The organism is Sphingomonas glacialis, assembly GCF_006439055.1.
GTDB lineage: Bacteria > Pseudomonadota > Alphaproteobacteria > Sphingomonadales > Sphingomonadaceae > Sphingomonas > Sphingomonas glacialis_A.
Window position 1 is genome coordinate 319,254 of sequence record NZ_RCZC01000002.1, and the last position, 20,210, is coordinate 339,463.

Here is a 20,210-nt window from a genome sequence, read left to right on the forward strand (position 1 = left end):
CGCAGCAGCACCGCAGCGGTTGTTTCCCGCTGCGGACGGGGCGTTCCATGCGTGTTTTTGTAAAATGTTTGACAGCCGCGGTGCTCGGCCTGGTCCTCGCGAGCCTGCTCGGCGCGCAACCCGCCCAGGCGCGCGAGTTGCGACAGGGCGGCAAACTGCTGCTGACCGGCGGAGTCTCGACCGTCGAGGGCGCAGCCGGCGGCGGACTGGCGACCTGGGCGTTGATCGCGGGCAACGAAACCGATGCCGGGATCGGCGGCAGCGCACATGCGACGCTCGTCGCGCTGCCCGATTTCGATCTCAAGAGCATCGGAGGCGCGATCGGGTTCCACAATCGGATCGAGCTGTCCTACGCGCATCAGCGCTTCGATACGCGTCAGGCGGGCGCGGCGCTGGGTCTGGGGCGCAATTTCACCTTCGGCCAGGACGTGTTCGGCGCCAAGCTGCGCGTGATCGGCGATGCGGTCTACGATCAGGATCGCATCCTCCCGCAAATCGCGATCGGGGTGCAATATCATCGTGCCGAGAAGGCGCCGGTCATCGCCGCGGTCGGCGGGCGGCACGCGCAGGGCACCGATTTCCTCGTGTCCGCGACCAAAGTCGTGCTCGCACGCAGCCTCGTGCTCGATGCGACGCTGCGCTTCACCAAGGCCAACCAGTTCGGTCTGCTCGGCTTCGGCGGCGACAAGAGCAATGCCTATCACGCAGCGTTCGAAGGGTCCGCCGGGCTCTTGGTCTCGCCGCGTCTGCTGCTCGGCGCCGAAATCCGCACCAAGCCCGACAATCTCGGCTTCGCGCGCGAGCAAAAAGCGGTGGATGCCTTTGCGGCATGGCAATTTCAGCGTCATCTGGCGGTAACCGCGGCCTATGTCGATCTCGGCAGCATCGCGACCGTCAAGCGCCAGCGCGGCGCATTCCTGTCGCTCCAGGCCAGTTTTTGAGATAGGCGCTCGACCATGTTGCTTCTCGCTTTGGCGCTCGCACTTCAGACCACCCCGCCCGGCGAGGATGCGGTCGATCCCTATCTGCAAAGCAATGCCAATGCCGGCGCGACCCCGTTCACGGGGACTGCGATGCTCGCCGCGTTCCACGGTCGTGCGGGGATTGATCGGATCGCCGACGATCTCGTCACGCGGATCGTGGCCGACCCGCGAATCGCCGACATCTTCAAGGGGCAGGACGAAGTGCGGTTGCGGCGGCTGCTCAAAGAGCAGTTCTGCTACATCCTCAATGGCGGCTGCGCCTATAGTGGACGGACGATGCGCGAGGGGCACAGGAATCTCGGGCTGCAGACCGCCGATGTCGGCGCGCTAATCGAGGACCTCCAGGCGGCGATGCGCACGGAGCGCGTGGCCTTCCACGCGCAGAACCGTTTTCTCGCCAAGCTGGCGCCGATGAAGCGCGCGGTCGTCGAACGCTGACAGGCCCCGGCCCTCAGCGATTGTGACACATCTGGACGTTTCGCCGCAAACGCCTATATACCGAACGGTATGAATAGCGTTTGCTCCATCTCGCCCCCGAAAGGGAGGCCGCGCGAGTTCGACATCGACGTGGCGCTGGGCCAGGCTTTGCTGGTGTTCTGGCGGAACGGCTATGAAGCCGCGTCGATGACCGAGCTGACCGCCGCGATGGGGATCACCAAGCCGAGCCTGTATGCCGCGTTCGGCAATAAGGAGCAGCTGTTCCACAAGGCGCTCGACCTCTACGAACGCGAGAAGCTCGCTTATATGACCTCGGCGCTCGAAGCGCCGACCGCGCGCGCCGTCGCCGAGCGGCTGCTCCGTGGAGCGCTCGAGATGCAGATGAGCACCTGCGACCCCAAGGGGTGTCTCGGCGTAATCAGCGCGGCGACCTGCGGCGCCGAGGCCGAGCCGATCAAGGCCGAAGTCGTCAAACGTCGCGCATCGTCCGAGGCAGCGCTGATCAAGCGCTTCGCTGATGCGCAGAGCGCCGGCGAATTTCCCGAAGGCATGACGCCCGAAGCGCTCACGCGGTTTCTCTTCGCAATCCTGCAGGGCATTGCGCTGCAAGGCGGATCGGGTGCGACGTGTGCCGAGCTGTCGCAGCTCGTCGAAACCAGCATGGCGGTTTGGCCGACCCAATAAAAACTTGTCGCGAATTATTCTGACCGGTACAGAATGCAGTTGACGCACCAAACGGCGCCTTTATATACCGACTGGTATTGAAGCTGGATCCTAACGCGGACCCGGTAGCGGCAAAAGGGTCTGCGCCCATGACCATCACGATCACCTGACCCACTGCCCGGCGGCCAACCGCTGGGCTTTTCTGTAAATTTTCATGGCCAACCCGCAGGATGCACGCGCTTCCTGCAATGGTCTGTCACGCCCATCGGGCGGCCGTTGCGGACGGACGTCGCTCCGCAGCGCCTGTCGCCCACCCGTCCGCCAAAGACCCATAGGGGGAATTTCATGGCCTATCTGGACCTCGACAACATGTTCGCCGCGCCTGTCGCCAGCCGCACCCAGACGCCGGCGGCGGTGAAGGCCGCCGGCTTCTCCGCGCTCGAGTGGAGCGTCATCGCGCTCGCCCAGCGCGACACGCTCGGCAGTCTCAACACGCCGGGACGGCTGTCGCGCGCGCTTGGCGGCCTGTTCGGCGGCGGCACCACGTCACGGCTCGCCGATCCCAAGCTCGAAGCGCTCCGCCGCGCCGCGGTCCATGCGCGGCATCGCGGCTTTGCCCTGCCCTCGTCCGAAATCGCGCATTTCCATTCGGTCGGCTTCAGCGAAGCGCAGCTCGAAACGCTGGTCACCAGCGTGACCGGAATGCGTGTCGGCCGAACCGACCGGAGGATCTTCGCATGAACATGATAACGCCGATCGATACGCCGCACGATCTTCGCTCCGGGTCTGATACGCTCCCTCCAAGGCATCGCAATCGCTGGCAGAAGCGCGCGCTGATCCTCGTCCCGATCGCGATCGCCGGGGTCGTCGGGGTCAAGCTGTTCGATCATTCCGACGCCGTCGCGGCGCTTCCGCCGCCCGCCGCGGTGACGATCGCCACCCCGCTGGTCCGCCAGATCAGCGAGTGGGACGATTATGTCGGCCGCTTCGCCCCGAGCCGCAGCGTCGAGGTCCGTCCGCGTGTGGCGGGCGAAGTGACCGGGGTGCATTTCCACGATGGCGACGTCGTCAGGCAGGGCCAGTTGCTCTTCTCGATCGACGCCCGCCCCTTCGCCGCCGCGCTCGCCGAGGCGCGCGCCAACGAAGCCAGTGCGCAGAGCGCGCTGGTCCTCGCACGGTCCGATCTCGGCCGCGCCACTCGGCTGGTCGCCGATGATGCGGTGTCGGCAGGCGAGGTCGATGCGCTGCGTGGCAAATTGCAGGCGGCACAAGCCGGATTGGCCGCAGCCCAGGCGCGCGTCCGCGCCCGCGCGCTCGACGTCTCCTTTACCCAGATCCGCGCACCGATCGGCGGGCGGATCTCGGATCGGCGGGTCGATGCGGGCAATCAGGTCGCCGGCGGCGAAGGCACGGGCGGCACCGTGCTGACGACTATCAACGCGCTCGACCCGATCTACTTCACCTTCGACGGCTCGGAGGCGCTGTTCCTCAAGACGCAGCGCAATCGCCAGCCGGGCGCCGCGGCGCCTGCGGTCGAGATCCAGCTGCAGGACGAAACGAGTCATCGCTGGAAGGGCAAGCTCGATTTCACCGACAATGGGCTCGACACGCATTCGGGCACGATCCGCGGGCGCGCGGTGCTGTCCAATCCCGGGCTGTTCCTGACGCCGGGGATGTTCGGCAACATGCGGCTGGCGAGCGCCGGGACCAAGGCGGCGCTGCTCGTCCCCGACGATGCGGTGCAGACCGATCAGGCGCGCAAGGTCCTGCTGACGGTCGACGCCAACAATGTCGTGACCGCCAAGCCGGTCGTGCTCGGCGCGGTGGTCGATGGGATGCGCGTCGTCCGATCGGGCGTGGGCCCGCAGGATCGCATCATCATCAAGGGCACGCAGATGGCGATGCCCGGGGCAAAGGTCGCGCCGACGGTCGGCAAGATCGCGGTGTCGGCGGATACCACGGCGCCGACCGCGCAACCGATCGCGGGCGAAGCGACGCTGAGCCGATAGACCCTGCCCGTCATCCCCGCGAAAGCGGGGATCCCGCTTCTTCTCCGACGACGGGCCAAGGCAGCGGGATTCCCGCTTTCGCGGGAATGACGGCGGGGCGGCGGGCTTGCCCCAGATACTGACCCAATAGCCGATCGATTCATCACTGCCGTTCGTCGCGTCGGCGTCCGCTCCTGGACGCCGCTCGGTGGCGTGCGCGCTTCTTCGAGGGACACTGTCCATGCGCTTCTCGCGCTTCTTCATCACCCGGCCGATCTTCGCCGGAGTCATCGCGGTGGTCATCACCATCGTCGGGCTGATCGCCTATTTCAGCCTGCCCGTGTCGCAATATCCCGACATCGTGCCGCCGACCGTGACGGTCAGCGCGACCTATCCGGGCGCCTCGGCGGAAACGGTCGCCGAGACCGTCGCCGCGCCGATCGAGCAGGAAATCAACGGCGTCGACAACATGCTGTACCAGTCGTCGCAATCGACCGGCGACGGCAAGGTGACGATCACCGTCACCTTCAAGATCGGCACCAATCTGGATGCAGCGCAGGTGCTGGTGCAGAACCGCGTCGCGGTCGCGGTGCCGCGGCTGCCCGAAGACGTGCAGCGCCTTGGCGTCGTCACGCGGAAAACCAGCCCCGACTTCCTGATGGTCGTCAATCTGGTCTCGCCCGACAATTCGCTCGATCGCGGCTACATCTCCAATTACGCGCTGACGCAGGTGCGCGATCGCCTCAGCCGCATCGATGGCGTCGGTGACGTGCAGCTGTTCGGCGCGCGCGACTATTCGATGCGCGTGTGGATCGACCCCGGCCGCGCCGCGGCGCTTGATCTGACAGCGGGCGAGATCGTCGCTGCGCTTCGGGCGCAGAACGTCCAGGTCGCGGCGGGCACGCTCGGCCAGCCGCCCTACGCCACCGGCAACGCCTTCCAGCTCAACGTCGAGACGCAGGGCCGACTGACCGACCCGAAGCAGTTCGCCGACGTGGTGATCCGCACCGACAAGGACGGTCGTCAGGTCAAGGTCTCCGACGTCGCCCGCGTCGAGCTCGGCGCGCAGGATTACGGCGCCAACACCTATCTCAGCGGCAAGCCGACCGTCATCGCCGCCGTCTTCCAACGCCCCGGTTCCAACGCGCTCGCCGCCGCACAGGCGGTGTCGGCCGAGATGGAGACGATGTCGAAGAAGTTCCCCAAGGGGCTCGCCTATCGCGTGATCTACAATCCGACCGAATTCATCGCCCAGTCGATCGACGCGGTGAAGCACACGCTGATCGAAGCGATGATCCTCGTCGTGCTCGTCATCCTCGTCTTCCTGCAGAAATGGCGTGCGGCGATCATCCCGATCGTCGCGATCCCGGTCTCGCTGATCGGCACCTTCGCGGTGCTCGCGGCGGTCGGTTACTCGCTCAACAACCTCTCGCTGTTCGGTCTGGTGCTCGCGATCGGCATCGTCGTCGATGACGCGATCGTCGTGGTCGAGAATGTCGAGCGCAACCTCGAACACGGCCTCTCCCCGCTCGAGGCGGCGCGCAAGTCGATGGACGAGGTGTCGGGTGCGCTCGTCGCGATCGTGCTGGTGCTCTGCGCGGTGTTCATCCCGACCGTGTTCCTCACCGGCCTGTCGGGCGCCTTCTACCGTCAGTTCGCGGTGACGATCTCGACCGCGACGATCATCTCGCTGCTGCTCTCGCTGACGCTGTCGCCAGCGCTCGCGGCGATGCTGCTCAAGCCGCATACCCCGGCGGATTCGGGCGGGCGCCTGACGCGCCTCGTCCGCCGCGCGGGCGATAGCTTCAACCGCGGTTTCGAGCGGATGAGCGAGGCCTATGGCCGCATGACGCTGCGCCTCGTCAGCGCACCGCGGAAAATGATGCTGGCGTACGGCGCGTTGATCGCGCTGACCGCCGTCGTCTTCACGGTCACGCCGTCGGGCTTCGTGCCGGCACAGGATCAGGGCTACTTCCTGACGATCATCCAGCTGCCGCCAGGATCGGCGGTCGATCGCACCGATGCGGTGATGCAGAAGGTCGCCAAGCGCATCCTGCCGCTCGCCGGGGTCAAGGGCGCGGTGATGCTCGCCGGGTTCGACGGCCCGTCGCAGACGCTCGCGCCGAACAGCGCAGCGGCGTACATCCCGCTCAAGAGCTTCGAGGAGCGTCGCAAGCTCGGCGTCAGCCTCGCCTCGATCATGGGCGAGGCACAGAAGGCGACCGCCGACATCAACGAGGCGCGCCTGCTGATCGTCCCGCCCCCGCTGATCCAGGGGATCGGCTCGGCCGGCGGCTATCGCCTGATGGTGCAGGACCTGCAGGGCCACGGCTATCAGGAGATGGGCAAGACCGCCTACGGCCTGATCGGCCAGGCGAACCAGACCAAGGGGCTCGCGCAGGTCTATACCTTCTTCGACACCGCCACCCCGCGCATCTTCGCCGATGTCGATCGTACCAAGGCGAACATGCTGGGTGTGCCCCCCGAGCGCGTGTTCGAGGCGTTGCAGGTCTATCTCGGGTCGGCGTTCGTCAACGACTTCAACCTGCTCGGCCGCACCTACCGCGTCACCGCCCAGGCCGACGCTCCGTTCCGTAACACCACCGCCGATATCGCCAACCTCAAGACCCGCTCGAACACCGGGCAGATGGTGCCGATCGGCGCGGTCTCGACCTTCCGCGACAAGACCGGGCCGTATCGCGTCGTGCGCTACAATCTGTTCCCGGCGGTCGAGGTCGATGGCGACACCGCCAAGGGGTCGTCCTCGGGCCAGTCGCTTGTCGCGATGGAGAAGCTCGCCGATACAGCCTTGCCGACGGGCTATGCGCACGAATGGACCGGGATTGCCTATCAGCAGAAGTCGGCCGGCAGTACCGCAGGGCTCGTCTTCGGCATGGCGGTGCTGTTCGTCTTCCTAGTGCTCGCCGCGCAATATGAGAGCCTGACGCTGCCGCTCGCGATCATCCTGATCGTGCCGATGTGCCTGCTCGCGGCAATGACCGGGGTGAATTTGCGCGGGATGGACAATAACGTCCTGACGCAGATCGGCCTGGTCGTGCTGATCGCGCTCGCCGCGAAGAACGCGATCCTCGTGGTCGAGTTCGCCAAGCAGGCCGAGGAAGAGGACGGCCTGTCGCCGATCGAGGCGGCCGTCCGTGCCGCCAAGGACCGGTTGCGGCCGATCCTGATGACGAGCTTCGCCTTCATCCTCGGCGCGGTGCCGCTGGTGATCGCCGAAGGGGCTGGCGCCGAATTGCGCCAGGCGCTCGGCACCGCGGTGTTCTTCGGGATGATCGGCGTCACCGGCTTCGGCCTGCTCTTCACCCCCACCTTCTATGTCGTCGCGCGCGCGCTGGCGAAGCGGCTCGAACGCCGCCGCCCCGACCCGCACGCGACGCATGGCCCCGCTGCCGCCCCCACGCTGCAGCCAGCCGAATAGGAACGATCATGAAAACCGTCCTGCTCACCAGCCTTTCCGCGCTCGCCCTTTCCGCGTGCGCCGCTGGGCCCAGCTACGTCGCCCCCCTGCCCCCGCCGACCGCCGCTGCGCCCTTCGTCACGGCGAATACGGCGACGATCACCGCCGATGCCGACCAGAATTGGTGGCGGCTGTACCGCGATCCCGTGCTCGACGGTCTCGTCACCGATGCGCTGGCGGCGAACACCGATTTGCGCGTCGCGGTCGCGCGGCTCGACACGGCACGCGCTTCGCTGCGCGGGGCCAAGACCGACCGCGAGCCGCAGATCGATCTCGGCGCGAGCGGGAATTACGCGCGGGCATCCCAGCTGCAGAGCTTGCCGGGCTTCGCGCGTGAACGGGCCACCTACGATGTCGGGCTCGACGTCAGCTACGAGCTCGATCTGTCGGGCCGCGTCCGCCGCAACGTCGAGGCGGCGCGCGGTGACGTCGGGGCGGCGCAGGCCGATGCCGATGCGGTGCGCGTCTCGATCGTCGCCGCCACGACGCGTGCCTATGTCGATGCCGCCTCCTCGGCCGAGCGGCTCGCGGTCGCGCGGCGGATCGTCGACCTGCTCGAAAAGTCCACCACGCTGACCGGCAAACGCGTCGAGGCCGGGCGCGCGACCAAGCTCGACCAGGTCCGCATCGCCGCATTGCGCGATCAGCGCGCCGCGCTCATTCCGCAGATCGAGGGCGAGCGGCAGGCGGCGCTGTTCCGCCTGGCGACGCTCACCGGCCGTACGCCGCGCGATCTGCCCGCCAACGCCGGCGCCCGGAGCACCACGCCGCGCATCGACCAGCCGATCCCGATCGGCGACGGCGCGGCTCTGCTCGGTCGTCGTCCCGACGTCCGCGCGGCCGAACGCCGCCTCGCCGCGGCGACCGCGCGGATCGGGGTGCAGACCTCGCAGCTCTATCCGCAGATTTCGCTCGGTGCGTCGATCGGATCGACCGCGACCACCGTCGGCGACATCTTCACCGGTGGACCGGTGCGCTGGCTGCTCGGCCCGCTGCTCAACTGGTCGCTCAATCAATCGGCGGCGCGTGCCAAGATAGCAGGCGCCAAGGCCGAGACGCGCGGCGCGCTCGCGACCTTCGACGGCAGCGTGCTCACCGCGCTCGAGGAAACCGAGACCGCGCTGTCGAGCTATGCCCGCGAGCTCGACCGCCGCACCCAGCTGCAATCGGCGCGCGACAATGCCGCGACCGCCGCGCGCATCACTCGCGCCCGCCAGCGCGAGGGCACGATCGACTTCCTCGAAGTGCTCGATGCCGAACGCACCTTCGCCGATAGCGATGCCGAACTGGCGTCCGCCGACGCGCGGATCGCCGACGCGCAGATCGACCTGTTCCGCGCGCTCGGGGGTGGTTGGCAAACCGCCCGAACCTAATTCCGCTAGGCGCAACAGCCGCGACTTCTCCTGGTGCGGCATGAGGTGAGCGTCGATGTCCGACGCGATCAGCGCGCCGGAGGCGTAACGCTCTCCCCTCCCTGAAAGGGAGGGGCTGGGGGTGGGTTGGTCTGAAGAGAGGGCCGACGCCGCCACGGGCCGACCCACCCCCGACCCCTCCCTTTCAGGGAGGGGAGGAGAATCGGCTTTACCGAGCGCGGCCATCAAAGATACCATTTGGCCGTGCTTCGCCGTTCGCCCGCGGCCGATCGGTCGTCAGGCCCAGAGACCCTATGCCGCGCGTAGCCGACGATAAATGTATGTCATCGGGGGCCTGCCGTTCCTCCCAGAAAATTCGGACCAGCGCGGACCCAAAGCCGTTTCGTTTCGTTCCCGTCTCATTCCGTCCTTGAGGCTTGCGAAAGCGCCATGCGTCATTACTTAGCACGCTAATGATGTCCGAACGATCTCACGTCGAGGCCGCCTATGCGCGCACCCTGCTGCCGCTCGCACGGATGTGGCGGCAGTCGGCCGATCGTGCGCTGAGCGGGCTCGGTCTGTCGGCATCGGGGGGATGGACGATCGTCCAGGTCGGGCGCCTCGGCGACGATGTGCGACAGACCGACCTTGCCGCGCAGCTCGACGTTTCCGCCGCCTCCCTGGTCCGCGTGATCGACCAGCTCGTCGCGGCAGAACTCGTCGATCGGCAGCGCGACGAGGTCGATGCGCGCGTCAGCCGCGTGCGCCTGACCGAGCGCGGGCGTGCGCTGGTGGCAAAGATCGAAGCGGCATTCGAGGCCTTGCGGCGCGAGATGCTCGCGGACACGCCCGACGACGATCTCGCCACCGCGCTACGTGTCGCCGAGCAGCTCGAGGGGCGTTTCACCCGGAAACGCAGCCGATGACGCGCGATCGCTTCGGCTGGAAAGAGGCGCTGTTCTCGGTCAAATGCCTGATCGCAGCGGGGCTCGCTTATTATATCGCGCTACGGATCGGCCTCACCCGCCCCTATTGGGCGGTGACGACCTCGTACATCGTCGCGCAGCCGCTGGCGGGCGCAGCACTGTCCAAGGCGGTCTTCCGCGTGATGGGCACGGTGCTGGGCGCAGCAGCCGCGGTCGTGCTCGTGCCCAACCTCGTCAACGCGCCAGAACTGCTGTCGCTCGGGTTGGCGCTGTGGCTCGGGGTGTGCCTCTATATCGCGCTGCTCGACCGGACGCCGCGCGCATACGTTTTCCTGCTCGCCGGCTACACTGCGAGCATCATCGGCTTCCCCTCGGTCGAAGCGCCCGGGGCGATCTTCACGACCGCGATCCTGCGCGTCGAGGAGATCACGATCGGCATCCTGTGCGGCGCGCTGGTCCACGGCTTCGTCTTCCCGCAGACCGTGACCGCGACGCTCCTTTCGCGAGTCAACGCGATCCTTGCCGATGCCGAGCGCTGGTCGCGCGATTCGCTCGCGGGGCTTGCCGACAGCCGGCTCGACAAGGACCGGCGGCGGCTCGCGCTCGATATCAACGAGCTGCACCAGCTCTCGATCCATCTGCCGTTCGATACCGCGCGGCTCCAGCCGCGCGTCCGCACGCTCCGCGCACTGCAGGGCGAGCTGTCGATGCTGCTGCCCCTCGCCAGCGCGGTCGACGACCGCATCCGCGAATTGCTGCGCGGTGCCGACGCGCCCCGCCCCGAGGCGCTCGCGCTGATCGAAGACGTCCGCATTTGGCTCGCGGCAGCGCCGCCGATGGCCGAACGCAACGCCGCCGCCGACGCGCTGATCGCGCGCGCGCGCGGGCTCGAGCCGTCGGTGGTCGAGCCGCTGCTGTGGCGCGATGCGCTGCGCCTCAGCCTTCTCGCAAGGCTCGCCGAGCTGATCGATGCGCACCGCAACGCGCGCGACCTGCTCGACCAGATGCGCTCACCGTCGCGCGCGCCGCTCAATCCTGGGGTTGCCCGATTGCTGGCGCGGACCGCGCGGCGCCCGCTCCACCGCGACCGCGGGATCGCTTTGCGGGCGGCGGCGGGGACGGTCGCGACGATCCTGCTCGGCTGCGTCTTCTGGATCGGCACGGGCTGGGCCGATGGCGCCGGCGCGGTGCTGATCGCCGGCGTGTGCTGCGCGCTGTTCGGCAACAGCGACGATCCGGCGCCTGCGATCATGGCGTTCTTCTACGGCACGATCGTCGGGTTGCTCGTCGCCGCCGTCTATGCCTTCGCGATCCTCCCGCGGATCAGCGATTTCGCGACGCTGATCGCGGCGCTCGCGCCGGCACTGCTGGTCGGCGGCGTGTTCCTCGCGCGCCCGCGCACGACGCTCATCACGCTTGGCGCTCTGCTCGGCGGGATCAACACCGTCGGGCTCAACGATCGCTATGGCGGCAGCTTCGACACTTTCGTCAATGGCGGCATCTCGCAGCTGATCGGGACGATCTTCGCGGTCGTCACCGTCGGTCTGTTCCAGACGATCGGCGCCGATACCGCCGCGCGCCGGCTGATCCGTGCCGGCTGGCGCGAGCTGGCGCAGCGTAGCAACGCGAAGGGGCCGCCCGATGCCGCCGGCTGGGTCGCGCGGATGCTCGACCGGATCGGCCTGCTCGCGCCGCGGCTTGCGCTGCAGGACAAGGACCCCGGCAAGCCGCTGCTCGACGCGCTGAGCGACCTGCGCGTCGGCGTGGCGATCGGCGAATTGCGCCAGCTGCGGATCGACGGCACACCCGACGATGCGGCGAGCATCACGCCGGTGCTGTTGGGGGTCGGCGCGCATTATCGCGCGCTGCGGCCCGATCGCCCCGCCCCGCCCGAACCCGTCCTGCTCGCCGATCTCGACAGCGCGCTCGGTACGGCTGCGGCCAATGCCGAGGCAGCGAAGGCACGTGCCGGCGTGCTGGCGTTGACGTCGCTCCGCCGCAACCTGTTCCCTGCCGCCCCGGCATATGGAGTCGCGGCATGATCGGCGAGGTCTCGCTTGGTGGGGTCTATGTCCCGACGATCCTGCTCTTGGCGATCGCGGCGCTGGTGCTGACCGGCGTGGTCACGCGGCTGCTCTCGGCGTTCGGCGCCTATCGCTTCGTTGCGTACCGACCCCTGGTCGATCTTGCCCTGTTCTTCCTTCTCCTCGGACTCTTGTCCTTGCTGACCGGACCCTCGTTATGAAATCGCTGCTCGCCCCGCTTGGCCGTTCCGCCGTGACGATCGTGATCGTGCTGCTCGCGATCCTCGTCGCGATATGGTTGTGGCACCGCTACGAGACCGATCCGTGGACGCGCGACGGGCACATCCGCGCCGATGTCGTGCGGATCACCCCCGATGTCGGCGGGCTGATCACCCAGGTCGCGGTGCGGGACAATCAGCGGGTCAAGGCGGGCGACATCCTGTTCGTGGTTGATCGCCCGCGCTTCGAGCTGACGCTCGCGCAATCCGACGCCGCGATCCAGAGTGCGCGCGCGACTTTGCTCCAGGCCCGACGCGAGGCGCAGCGCGATCTGGCGCTGGGTGATCTCGTCGCCAAGGAAACGCACGAGCAGAACGTCGCGCGCGTCGCGACCGCCAGCGCCGCACTCGCGCAGGCGCAGAGCGCGCGATCGACCGCTGCGCTCAATCTGGCGCGGACCACGGTGCGCGCCAGCGTCAACGGTACCGTGACCAACCTCGATCTGCATCCCGGCGACTATATCGCGGCGGGTGCACAGGCGATGGCATTGGTCGATGCCGATTCGATCCGCGTCGAAGGCTATTTCGAGGAAACCAAGCTCGGCAGCATCCATCTCGGCGATCCCGTCGTCGTCCATCTGATGGGCGAACCGCGTGCGCTGAAAGGCCGGGTCGACAGCATCGCCGCGGGCATCAGCGACAATGAGCGCAGCGTCAGCGCCAACCAATTGCCGACCGTCAACCCGACCTTCACCTGGGTTCGCCTCGCGCAGCGCATTCCGGTGCGCGTCAAGCTGGTCGCGGTGCCGCAGGGCGTCGCGCTGATCGTCGGCCGCAGCGCGACGGTGACGGTCGTGCCGCCGGCGCCAAAGGTGCATGCATGACGCGCGGTATCATCACCGGCGCCGTCGCGCTGCTGCTGGCGGGCTGCACCACTGCCGGACCGAACTACACGCTGCCCGATCCCGCCGTGGTCAACCGGCCGAGCGCGCAAGGCGCGTTCGATAGCGGCAAGGAGGCGCGCTTCGCCGACGTGCCGCTGCCCGATCATTGGTGGCAGCTCTATGGCGACGCGCGGCTCGACGGTTTGGTCGCCGAGGGGCTCGCCGCCAATGCGGATTTGCGCGTCGCCGACGCCAATCTCCGCCGCGCCGACGCGGTCGTGGCGGAAGTGGCGGCTGGGCGGACGCTTTCGACCACGCTCGGCGGCGGCGCGACGCTATCGCGGCCCTATGGCACCGGCGGATCGCTGCCGGGGACGGTGGGGTACGATGTCGGGCTGTCGCTGGCTTACCCGCTCGATTTGTCGGGCCGCATCCGACGCGGGATCGAGGCGGCGCAAGGCGATGCCGAAGCCGTCGCCGCCGCGCGCGACAATGTCCGCGTGACCGTCGCTGCCGAGATCGCGCGCAGCTACGCCGCCGCCTGCACCGCCAACATGGTGCTCGCCGCCAACAACCGGGTGCTCGCGCTCCAGCGCCAGACGCTCGGGGTGACGCAGCGGCTGCAACGCGGCGGGCGCGGCACCGCATTCGACGTGACGCGCGCGCAGAGTGCGGTCGACCAGAGTGCGGCGCTCGTCCCCTCGACGATCGCGACGCGCACCGCTGCGCTCTACCGGCTCGCCACGCTGATGGGGCGCGCTCCGGCCGACTATCCCAAGGACGTGGCAAGCTGCGCCACTGCGCCGACGATGCGCAAGCCGTTGCCGATCGGTGACGGCGCGGGGTTGATCGCGCGGCGTCCCGATATCCGCGCCGCCGAGCGCTCGCTCGCCGCTGCGACTGCGCGGATCGGCGTTGCGACCGCAAACCTGTATCCGCAGGTCAGCCTTGGCGGATCGGTCGGGCTGACGGGGCCGCTATCGGCGTTCGGCTCGGGCGATGCCTTCCATGTCGGGCTGGGGCCGCTGATCAGCTGGAGCTTCCCCAACCGGCCGATCGTGCGCGCGCAGATCGCGCAGGCCGGCGCCGCCGCCGATGGCGCGCTCGCACAGTTCGATTCGACGACGCTCGAGGCGCTGCGCCAGACCGAGACCGCGCTGTCGGCCTATGCGCGCGAGGCCGATCGCAACGCGGCACTCGCCCGCGCGCAGTCGAGCGCCACCACCGCCGCCAACCAGGCGGGCACGCTCTATCGCTTCGGCCGGACCGATTTCCTGTCGCTGCTCAGCGCACAGGCGGCGCTGACCACTGCGCAAGCGAACCTTGCCGCCTCCAACGCGTTGTTGGTTGATCGGCAAGTCGATGTGTTCAAGGCCCTTGGCGGGGGCTGGCAGTCCTGACGCGCCGCCAGGAGCGATGATGCAACAGGTTTCCCTTCCCGATGGCACGAGCGTGCCCGCGCTTGGCCAGGGCACGTGGATGATGGGCGAGGACCGCGCGAAACGCAGCGCCGAGATCGCGGCTTTGCGCGAGGGCATCGCGCTCGGCATGACGCTGATCGACACCGCCGAAATGTATGGCGAGGGCGAGTCCGAGGCCTTGGTCGGCGAAGCGATCGCGGGTCTTCGCGATCAGGTGTTCCTCGTCAGCAAGGCGTATCCGCAAAATGCCGGGCGGGCACGACTACGCGCGTCGTGCGAGGCGAGCATCGAGCGGCTCGGGACCGACCGGCTTGATTTGTATCTGCTTCACTGGCGAGGCTCTGTCCCGCTGGCCGAGACGGTCGAGGCGATGGAGGCACTCCGGGACGCGGGTTTGATCGCTCGCTGGGGCGTCAGCAACCTCGACACCGAGGATATGGAAGAGCTGATCGACGCCGGCGGCGAAGGCTGCGCAACCGACCAGATCCTCTACAATCTCACGCGACGCGGGCCCGAGCATGATCTGTTCCCGTGGCTAGCGGCGCGTCGCATCCCGGTCATGGCGTATAGCCCTGTCGAGCAAGGCCGCCTGCTCGAAGACCGCACTCTGGCGGCGATCGCTGCCGAGCGCGACGCGACCCCGGCGCAGCTCGCGCTGGCCTGGACGATGCGGCGTGACGATGTGATCGCGATCCCCAAGGCGGGCAGCGTCGAACACGTCCGCGACAATCGCGCCGCGCTCGATTTCGAACTCGATGCGGAGACGCTGGCAGCGCTCGACGCAGCCTTCCCGCCGCCGCGGTCGCGGACGCCGCTCGCGATGCTCTGATCAGCCGATCGCGGCGAGCAGCGTCTGTTCGGACACGATCTGGATCGGCTTGCCCGCGCGGCGCAGCGCCTCGGCCTTGCCGTAAGCCGGGCTGGTAAACGTCGCGCGCGTGAAGCGATCGCCCCCCGCGACGACGAGCACGTTCGTGCTCGTACCGACCGAGGTCATCACCTTGGCCCCAAGCGCCGCGAGGCGGTGCGCCAACGGCCCATCACGTGGCTCGCCGACGATCGCGACGCGCTCGCCGAGCAGCGGCCCTGCCTCGGCCGGCGTGGGCGGCGGCCCGGGCTTGCGCGGCGGCGCCAGCCATTCGTCGAGCGAGATGCCGGTCTGGTCGATCGCCTTGACGATAACCCAGCCCGCCGCACGCGCATCGCTCAGCGCATCGTGATGGCGATGCTCGATCCCGAGATAGCGCGCGAGGCCGCCGAGCTTGTGGTTCTCGAGATCGGGCCAGGCGCGTTTGGCGACGCGGACGCTGTCGAGCCACGTCGTCTCGATCATCCGCTGGTCGTGCTGCCGACACGCGGCCGCAAGCGCGCTCTTGTCGAAGAACGAATGCGCGACCGTGGTCCGCCCGGCGAGATGCCGCTCGACGATCGCATGGACGTCACCGAAACGCGGCTGGCCGACCACATGGTGCGCGGCGATCCCGTGGATCCGCGTGTTGAAGATGTTGAACTCGTCGCACGGATCGAGCAGCGTCTCATACTCGAAGATCTCGCGGCCATTCCGAAACCCGACAATGCCGATCTGGCAGATGCTGCTCGCACGCGAACAGGCGGTCTCGACGTCGATCACGACGAAATCGGGCGGCGGGGACTGGAATGCGGCAGACGACACGTCGTCCCGCATAGCAGTTTTCGGGCGGGCCTTGTCCACAGGCTTAGCGATTCCCGGCGGCGATCAGCGCCCTGCCCTTGTCGGACAGGCTGCGAAAGGTGATCGACCAGCGCGGCGCGTCCATCTCGGTGATGCTGTGCTCCCAGTCATGCCGCGCCGCACCGCTCAGATGATAGGCAGCGCGCGGGGTCAGCGGCACTGTGGCGCGCTCGAAGCGATCCCCGATCCGACGGCGGAAGCGCAACGTCGCGGGGGCGCCCAGCGAAACGCCGACGACATGCTCGAAGTGCGGGCGGTCGCGGTGCCAGCCGATCCCGGCGCCGATATCGTAGCGGATCACCAGCGCCTGGACGAGCGAACCCTCCGCCAACCCCGCCATCGCCTCGGCGCGGCAGCGAAGCGGATCGAGCCATTCCGGGATCGGCTCAGCCTCGCCCATCCCGCCGGTGTCGAAATCATAATGCCAGCCGAAACTGTGCGTCAGCCGCTTGCCGAGCCAGCCTTGGAAGCGGAACGGTTCCAGCTCCGTCGCGTCGATCGCCTCGATCAGCGCCGCCGCCTCGGTCTCGGACACGAAATCCTCGACCGCGTGCAGGCCGGGCAGGATCGGGGTATCGAACAGGTCCAGCGTCATCAATCCAAAGACAAAAGGCCGCCCCTTGCGGGACGGCCTTTCCATTGTCGGCCTCAAGCCGGCAAAATATTCAGGCGAGACCGCCCTCCACGAGGGAGACCGAGCTCAAAACCTGTGCCGACTGCGGCGTGAGACAATGAGACATTCGACCACCTCCTTTCCATTGTTGAACGATGACAAGGAGATGGTGTCGTGTCCGGGGATTGCAAGATCCCCGGATGTCGGTCGCGATCAGAAGCTGAAGCGCCCGCCGAGCGACAGCACGACGGCATGCGCGTTCTGCAGCAGGCCCTTGGTCAGGATCACCGTCTGCGCAGCGGTCCCGGCATAGGCCGCGGTCGCACGGTCGATCGTCGTGTCCTTGAAGTCGACATAGCTCGCCGCCGCGTCGATCGTCATGTGCTTGTTCATCCGGTAGCTGCCGCCGGCCGAATAGGTCCAGCGGTTCGAATCGGGCACGCGCGCGTCACGCAGGCCGTCCTGCGTCGGGGTCACGGCGCGCTGCACGCCGGCGCGGATCGTCGCCTTGGGGCTGACGGCGTAATCGAAGCCGCCGGCAAGGCTCCAGCTGTCGCGATAGTTCTCGGGCAGCGCGACGTTGATCGGCGCGCCGAGGCGGATCGCGTCGAACTTGCTCCAGTTATACGCGACGACCTGCGCGTTGAGCGTCAGCGCCTCGGTCGCGCGCAGGCGGCCACCGACGATCACCTGCCCCGGCGTGTTGAACTGCGCGGTGACGCCCGAAAGCGAGCGGTTCTGCGACGCGAGCGGACCGACTAGCCCGGCAACGGTCAGATCGCCCTTCAGCGTGTGCTTGATGCTCGACTTGTAGCTGATGCCGACCGAAACGAGCTTGTTGTGCAGCTGCACGCCCGCGGTCCAGCCGAAGTCCCAGCCGTCGCCCTTGAGCGTCTGGCTGCCGTCGGGCAGCGCCGCCGAGAGGTTGGGAAGCGCGTTGCTGAGATAGGCATCGGTATATTCGACGTTGAGCGCGCCGCCGACGCGCAGCCAGTCGGTCAGCACCACGCCGATCGACGGCTGGATGTCGATCGTGCGCAGCCGCGTCTTGTCCGCGCTGTAGCGCGTCCAGCTGTTGGCGTCGTAATCGGTGGTGAAGCTGAACGGCGAGGTCACCGCGAGGCCGACCGCGATCCGGTCGTTGATCGGATAGGCGAACGATCCGCTCGGCAGCACGCCGTTGTTGATCGGGTCACGCGAGCGGGTCTGGCCGCCGATCGCGGTGAAGGGCTGGCCCGGGCGCGAGATCAGCGTGCCGTTGTCGACGACGTCACCCTTGGGCAGGATCGCGGTCGCGCTGACCTGAACTTCGGCATCGGTGATCCCGGCGATGGCGGCGGGGTTCCACCACAGCGAAGATGGGCCCGTGTCGGCGACTTCGCCCGAGAACGAGCGGCCTGCGCCGACCGTAGTCTGCGACTGGAGGTAGAACGCGTCGGCATGCGCTACGCCAGCGAAGCCGACGGTCGAGACGAGTGCGGACGCGGCCAGCAACGGGGCCTTGCAACGAAATACCATGATAATTTCCTGAATGTACTTTTCGAGGGGAAGAAAAAGCGGGCGATCAGCGCACGCGCGTCCACGTCTGCGTCTTGCAGAGCGGGAAGAAGACGCAGCCGCGCAGCTTGAGCTGGTCGTTGCCGAGTGGCGTGATGCGGCCACTATAGGTGCGGCCGTCCTGAGCGTTGTAAACTTGGCCGTTGGCCCAGACGCCGTCCTTGTCGGGCGAGAAGCCGCTCAGCATCAGCATCCCCTGAACGGGGCGCATGCGCAGCTTGACGTCGGAATTGTTGGAATCCTTGAGCGCCGGGTTCGACCGCAGCGCGTCGGAGGTGACGATCTTGCCGCAGATCGATGCGCCGCAATGGCTGATCTCGACGATGGCGTTGTGGGTTTCGGTTTTCCACCGACCGATCACGGTGTCGGCAGTGGCGGGTGCGCCGGCGAGCAAGGCGCCGATGAGCAACAGGGACATGTCTTTCCTCTCCAAGCACCGTCATCGCGGCAGTGCAGTCGTTTTGCCATGCTTGGGGCGATGCCCGCACGGTCGGTTCTGCTGTCGCTCCGTTTCGGCCCTAATCGCGAGCGCGTTGACGTATGCGGCAGTTAGGCCCCAGTAGATTCGTCGCTCGACAAGTCAAGCCTTTGTCGGCGGCGTGGCGTCGCGCGAAACCACGCCACGCCAAGATCGCGCTTCCCCAATGCGACGAAATCCGCGACACTCGCGACAAGACGTTGACCGGCACGCACTCCGCACAGGGGCGTGTCCGGCGCTCGCCGGGGGTCCGGCAAGGGTTGGTGTCGCTGGATTGAGGACATGAATGGACGAGCCTTTGGAGGATCTGACGGGGATCAACGCGGTCGCGGAGATGCTCGACATCACGCCGCGGACATTGCGATTCTACGAGGATAAGGGGCTCATCACGCCGTGCCGGGTCGGCGCGATTCGCGTCTATACCCGGCGCGAGATCGCACGGATGCGGCTGATCCTGCGCGGCAAGCGCCTGGGCTTCACGCTGCGCGACATCGTCGAATTCCTCGATCTCTACGATGCCGACCCGCAGCATGTCGAACAGATGCGCGCGCTGGCACAACGCTGTCGACAGCGGATCGACCGGCTGGCCGCGCAACAGGAGGCGATCGCCGAAACGCTCGCCGAGCTCGAGAAGATCGAGCGTGAGGCGCTTGAGCGCGTGCCGAAGCCCCGCCGCCCACGGCCTAGCGTCGTGGCGGGTGCGGCTGCGCGCGACGCCTAGGCGGCGGATCCCTCAGCGCGTCGGTCGCGTTCGACGATCAGCGCCAAGACGTCGGCGATGATCTGCTGCATCGCGCGGTGCGCCGCGATGCCGTCCGCCGCCTCGATCGCCGCGAGTACCGCGCCGTGCGCCGCGAGATCGGCGCTGCGGCCCTTGAAGCGGTTGGTGAAGCGAATCGACGAGCGCAAGGCCGTCGTCACGACCTCCTCGAACTGCGCGTAGAACGGATTGCCCGCGGCGCGCAGGATCGCGACGTGGAACGCGATATCGGCGTCGAGCGGGTCGTCCTCGCCCGCCTCGGCCGCCACCATCCGCGCATAGCCGGCGCGGATCGCCGCGAGACCGGCGTCGCCCGCATTGCGCTCCGCCAGCTGCGCGGCGGCGGGCTCGATCGCGATCCGCAGTTCGTTGAATTGGCGCAACAGCTCGAGCGAGAAGGTGCGATCGAGCAGCCACCCGAGCACGTCGGGATCGAACAGGTTCCACGATTCGGCGGGCTGGACGATCGTCCCCTGCCGCGGCCGCGCCGAGAGCAGACCCTTGGCGGTGAGCATCTTGACCGCCTCGCGCGTTACCGAGCGGCTGACGCCGTGCTGCAGCGTCAGATCCGCCTCGGTCGGGAAGCGCTTGCCGGTATAGACGCCCGTGACGATCGCCCGGCCGAGCGCGTCGAGCATCCCGTGCGTCAGGTTGCGGCCAAGCGAGCTGCGGACATCATGCGGCGGCAGGGGTGTCATGACGCCAGGATCGCGCAC

The 20,210-nt window shown here is 67.8% G+C and carries 19 protein-coding genes; 14 read left to right on the forward strand and 5 right to left on the reverse strand.

Features of this window, described 5'->3' with window-relative positions:
* Window positions 1-47: 47 nt before the first annotated feature.
* From EAH76_RS05285 to EAH76_RS05345, 13 genes are all read left to right on the forward strand, one after another.
* Window positions 48-941 (forward strand): DUF3034 family protein, encoded by an 894-nt coding sequence (locus EAH76_RS05285; protein ID WP_170208001.1) that lies wholly within the window; start codon window positions 48-50, stop codon window positions 939-941.
* Between the two features lie 15 nt (window positions 942-956).
* Entirely contained in the window at window positions 957-1,421 is a 465-nt protein-coding gene (locus EAH76_RS05290) for a group I truncated hemoglobin (RefSeq protein WP_140848919.1), read from the forward strand.
* Between the two features lie 69 nt (window positions 1,422-1,490).
* Entirely contained in the window at window positions 1,491-2,105 is a 615-nt protein-coding gene (locus EAH76_RS05295) for a TetR/AcrR family transcriptional regulator (protein WP_140848920.1), read from the forward strand.
* A gap of 324 nt (window positions 2,106-2,429) precedes the next feature.
* Complete coding sequence (locus tag EAH76_RS05300) at window positions 2,430-2,825, forward strand: hypothetical protein (protein WP_140848921.1); 396 nt, start codon at window positions 2,430-2,432, stop codon at window positions 2,823-2,825.
* Entirely contained in the window at window positions 2,822-4,093 is a 1,272-nt protein-coding gene (locus EAH76_RS05305; protein WP_140848922.1) for an efflux RND transporter periplasmic adaptor subunit, read from the forward strand. Before EAH76_RS05300 ends, EAH76_RS05305 begins: the two co-directional genes overlap by 4 nt.
* Before the next feature lie 220 nt (window positions 4,094-4,313).
* On the forward strand, window positions 4,314-7,511 hold the full coding sequence (locus EAH76_RS05310) for an efflux RND transporter permease subunit (RefSeq protein ID WP_140848923.1): 3,198 nt from the start codon (window positions 4,314-4,316) through the stop codon (window positions 7,509-7,511).
* Window positions 7,512-7,519: 8 nt separating this feature from the next.
* The gene (locus EAH76_RS05315; RefSeq protein WP_140848924.1) at window positions 7,520-8,923 is read left to right on the forward strand and encodes an efflux transporter outer membrane subunit; all 1,404 of its coding nucleotides are present in this window, start codon (window positions 7,520-7,522) and stop codon (window positions 8,921-8,923) included.
* Window positions 8,924-9,378: 455 nt separating this feature from the next.
* Window positions 9,379-9,828, forward strand: coding sequence for a MarR family winged helix-turn-helix transcriptional regulator (locus EAH76_RS05320; RefSeq protein WP_241659568.1), 450 nt, complete (start codon window positions 9,379-9,381; stop codon window positions 9,826-9,828).
* Window positions 9,825-11,870 (forward strand): FUSC family protein, encoded by a 2,046-nt coding sequence (locus EAH76_RS05325; protein ID WP_140848926.1) that lies wholly within the window; start codon window positions 9,825-9,827, stop codon window positions 11,868-11,870. Before EAH76_RS05320 ends, EAH76_RS05325 begins: the two co-directional genes overlap by 4 nt.
* A complete protein-coding gene (locus EAH76_RS05330; RefSeq protein ID WP_140848928.1) occupies window positions 11,867-12,073 on the forward strand; it encodes a DUF1656 domain-containing protein in 207 nt (68 codons plus the stop codon). The genes EAH76_RS05325 and EAH76_RS05330 overlap by 4 nt, the downstream gene beginning before the upstream one ends.
* Window positions 12,070-12,954, forward strand: coding sequence for an efflux RND transporter periplasmic adaptor subunit (locus tag EAH76_RS05335; protein WP_140848930.1), 885 nt, complete (start codon window positions 12,070-12,072; stop codon window positions 12,952-12,954). The genes EAH76_RS05330 and EAH76_RS05335 overlap by 4 nt, the downstream gene beginning before the upstream one ends.
* Window positions 12,951-14,354, forward strand: coding sequence for an efflux transporter outer membrane subunit (locus EAH76_RS05340; RefSeq protein WP_140848932.1), 1,404 nt, complete (start codon window positions 12,951-12,953; stop codon window positions 14,352-14,354). The genes EAH76_RS05335 and EAH76_RS05340 overlap by 4 nt, the downstream gene beginning before the upstream one ends.
* Window positions 14,355-14,373: 19 nt before the next feature.
* Window positions 14,374-15,204 carry an aldo/keto reductase gene (locus EAH76_RS05345; protein WP_140848934.1) on the forward strand — a complete coding sequence of 277 codons (831 nt, stop codon included), beginning with the start codon at window positions 14,374-14,376 and terminating at the stop codon, window positions 15,202-15,204.
* On the opposite strand, the gene EAH76_RS05350 is transcribed toward EAH76_RS05345, so the two are convergent.
* The 4 genes from EAH76_RS05350 to EAH76_RS05365 form a co-directional block, all read right to left on the reverse strand.
* Entirely contained in the window at window positions 15,205-16,047 is an 843-nt protein-coding gene (locus EAH76_RS05350) for an exonuclease domain-containing protein (RefSeq protein WP_347233087.1), read from the reverse strand. It abuts the gene before it with no gap.
* A gap of 43 nt (window positions 16,048-16,090) precedes the next feature.
* Window positions 16,091-16,681, reverse strand: coding sequence for an alpha-ketoglutarate-dependent dioxygenase AlkB (locus EAH76_RS05355; protein WP_140850371.1), 591 nt, complete (start codon window positions 16,679-16,681; stop codon window positions 16,091-16,093).
* Window positions 16,682-16,912: 231 nt separating this feature from the next.
* Window positions 16,913-18,217, reverse strand: a complete 1,305-nt coding sequence (locus tag EAH76_RS05360) for an OmpP1/FadL family transporter (protein WP_140848938.1) — start codon at window positions 18,215-18,217, stop codon at window positions 16,913-16,915.
* A gap of 46 nt (window positions 18,218-18,263) precedes the next feature.
* Window positions 18,264-18,674 carry a DUF2147 domain-containing protein gene (locus EAH76_RS05365; RefSeq protein ID WP_140848940.1) on the reverse strand — a complete coding sequence of 137 codons (411 nt, stop codon included), beginning with the start codon at window positions 18,672-18,674 and terminating at the stop codon, window positions 18,264-18,266.
* Between the two features lie 346 nt (window positions 18,675-19,020).
* On the opposite strand from EAH76_RS05365, the gene EAH76_RS05370 reads away from it, so the two are divergent.
* Window positions 19,021-19,455, forward strand: coding sequence for a MerR family transcriptional regulator (locus EAH76_RS05370; protein ID WP_140848942.1), 435 nt, complete (start codon window positions 19,021-19,023; stop codon window positions 19,453-19,455).
* On the opposite strand, the gene EAH76_RS05375 is transcribed toward EAH76_RS05370, so the two are convergent.
* Window positions 19,452-20,192, reverse strand: coding sequence for a FadR/GntR family transcriptional regulator (locus EAH76_RS05375; RefSeq protein WP_140848944.1), 741 nt, complete (start codon window positions 20,190-20,192; stop codon window positions 19,452-19,454). The two genes, EAH76_RS05370 and EAH76_RS05375, sit on opposite strands and share 4 nt — an antisense overlap.
* Window positions 20,193-20,210: the final 18 nt, after the last annotated feature.

Bases quoted from the DNA above. Each gene is read 5' to 3' on its own strand.
- EAH76_RS05285 (WP_170208001.1), top strand. From the start codon at position 48: ATGCGTGTTTTTGTAAAATGTTTGACAGCCGCGGTGCTCGGCCTGGTC.
- EAH76_RS05290 (WP_140848919.1), top strand. From the start codon at position 957: ATGTTGCTTCTCGCTTTGGCGCTCGCACTTCAGACCACCCCGCCCGGC.
- EAH76_RS05295 (WP_140848920.1), top strand. From the start codon at position 1,491: ATGAATAGCGTTTGCTCCATCTCGCCCCCGAAAGGGAGGCCGCGCGAG.
- EAH76_RS05300 (WP_140848921.1), top strand. From the start codon at position 2,430: ATGGCCTATCTGGACCTCGACAACATGTTCGCCGCGCCTGTCGCCAGC.
- EAH76_RS05305 (WP_140848922.1), top strand. From the start codon at position 2,822: ATGAACATGATAACGCCGATCGATACGCCGCACGATCTTCGCTCCGGG.
- EAH76_RS05310 (WP_140848923.1), top strand. From the start codon at position 4,314: ATGCGCTTCTCGCGCTTCTTCATCACCCGGCCGATCTTCGCCGGAGTC.
- EAH76_RS05315 (WP_140848924.1), top strand. From the start codon at position 7,520: ATGAAAACCGTCCTGCTCACCAGCCTTTCCGCGCTCGCCCTTTCCGCG.
- EAH76_RS05320 (WP_241659568.1), top strand. From the start codon at position 9,379: ATGTCCGAACGATCTCACGTCGAGGCCGCCTATGCGCGCACCCTGCTG.
- EAH76_RS05325 (WP_140848926.1), top strand. From the start codon at position 9,825: ATGACGCGCGATCGCTTCGGCTGGAAAGAGGCGCTGTTCTCGGTCAAA.
- EAH76_RS05330 (WP_140848928.1), top strand. From the start codon at position 11,867: ATGATCGGCGAGGTCTCGCTTGGTGGGGTCTATGTCCCGACGATCCTG.
- EAH76_RS05335 (WP_140848930.1), top strand. From the start codon at position 12,070: ATGAAATCGCTGCTCGCCCCGCTTGGCCGTTCCGCCGTGACGATCGTG.
- EAH76_RS05340 (WP_140848932.1), top strand. From the start codon at position 12,951: ATGACGCGCGGTATCATCACCGGCGCCGTCGCGCTGCTGCTGGCGGGC.
- EAH76_RS05345 (WP_140848934.1), top strand. From the start codon at position 14,374: ATGCAACAGGTTTCCCTTCCCGATGGCACGAGCGTGCCCGCGCTTGGC.
- EAH76_RS05355 (WP_140850371.1), bottom strand. From the start codon at position 16,681: ATGACGCTGGACCTGTTCGATACCCCGATCCTGCCCGGCCTGCACGCG.
- EAH76_RS05360 (WP_140848938.1), bottom strand. From the start codon at position 18,217: ATGGTATTTCGTTGCAAGGCCCCGTTGCTGGCCGCGTCCGCACTCGTC.
- EAH76_RS05365 (WP_140848940.1), bottom strand. From the start codon at position 18,674: ATGTCCCTGTTGCTCATCGGCGCCTTGCTCGCCGGCGCACCCGCCACT.
- EAH76_RS05370 (WP_140848942.1), top strand. From the start codon at position 19,021: ATGGACGAGCCTTTGGAGGATCTGACGGGGATCAACGCGGTCGCGGAG.
- EAH76_RS05375 (WP_140848944.1), bottom strand. From the start codon at position 20,192: ATGACACCCCTGCCGCCGCATGATGTCCGCAGCTCGCTTGGCCGCAAC.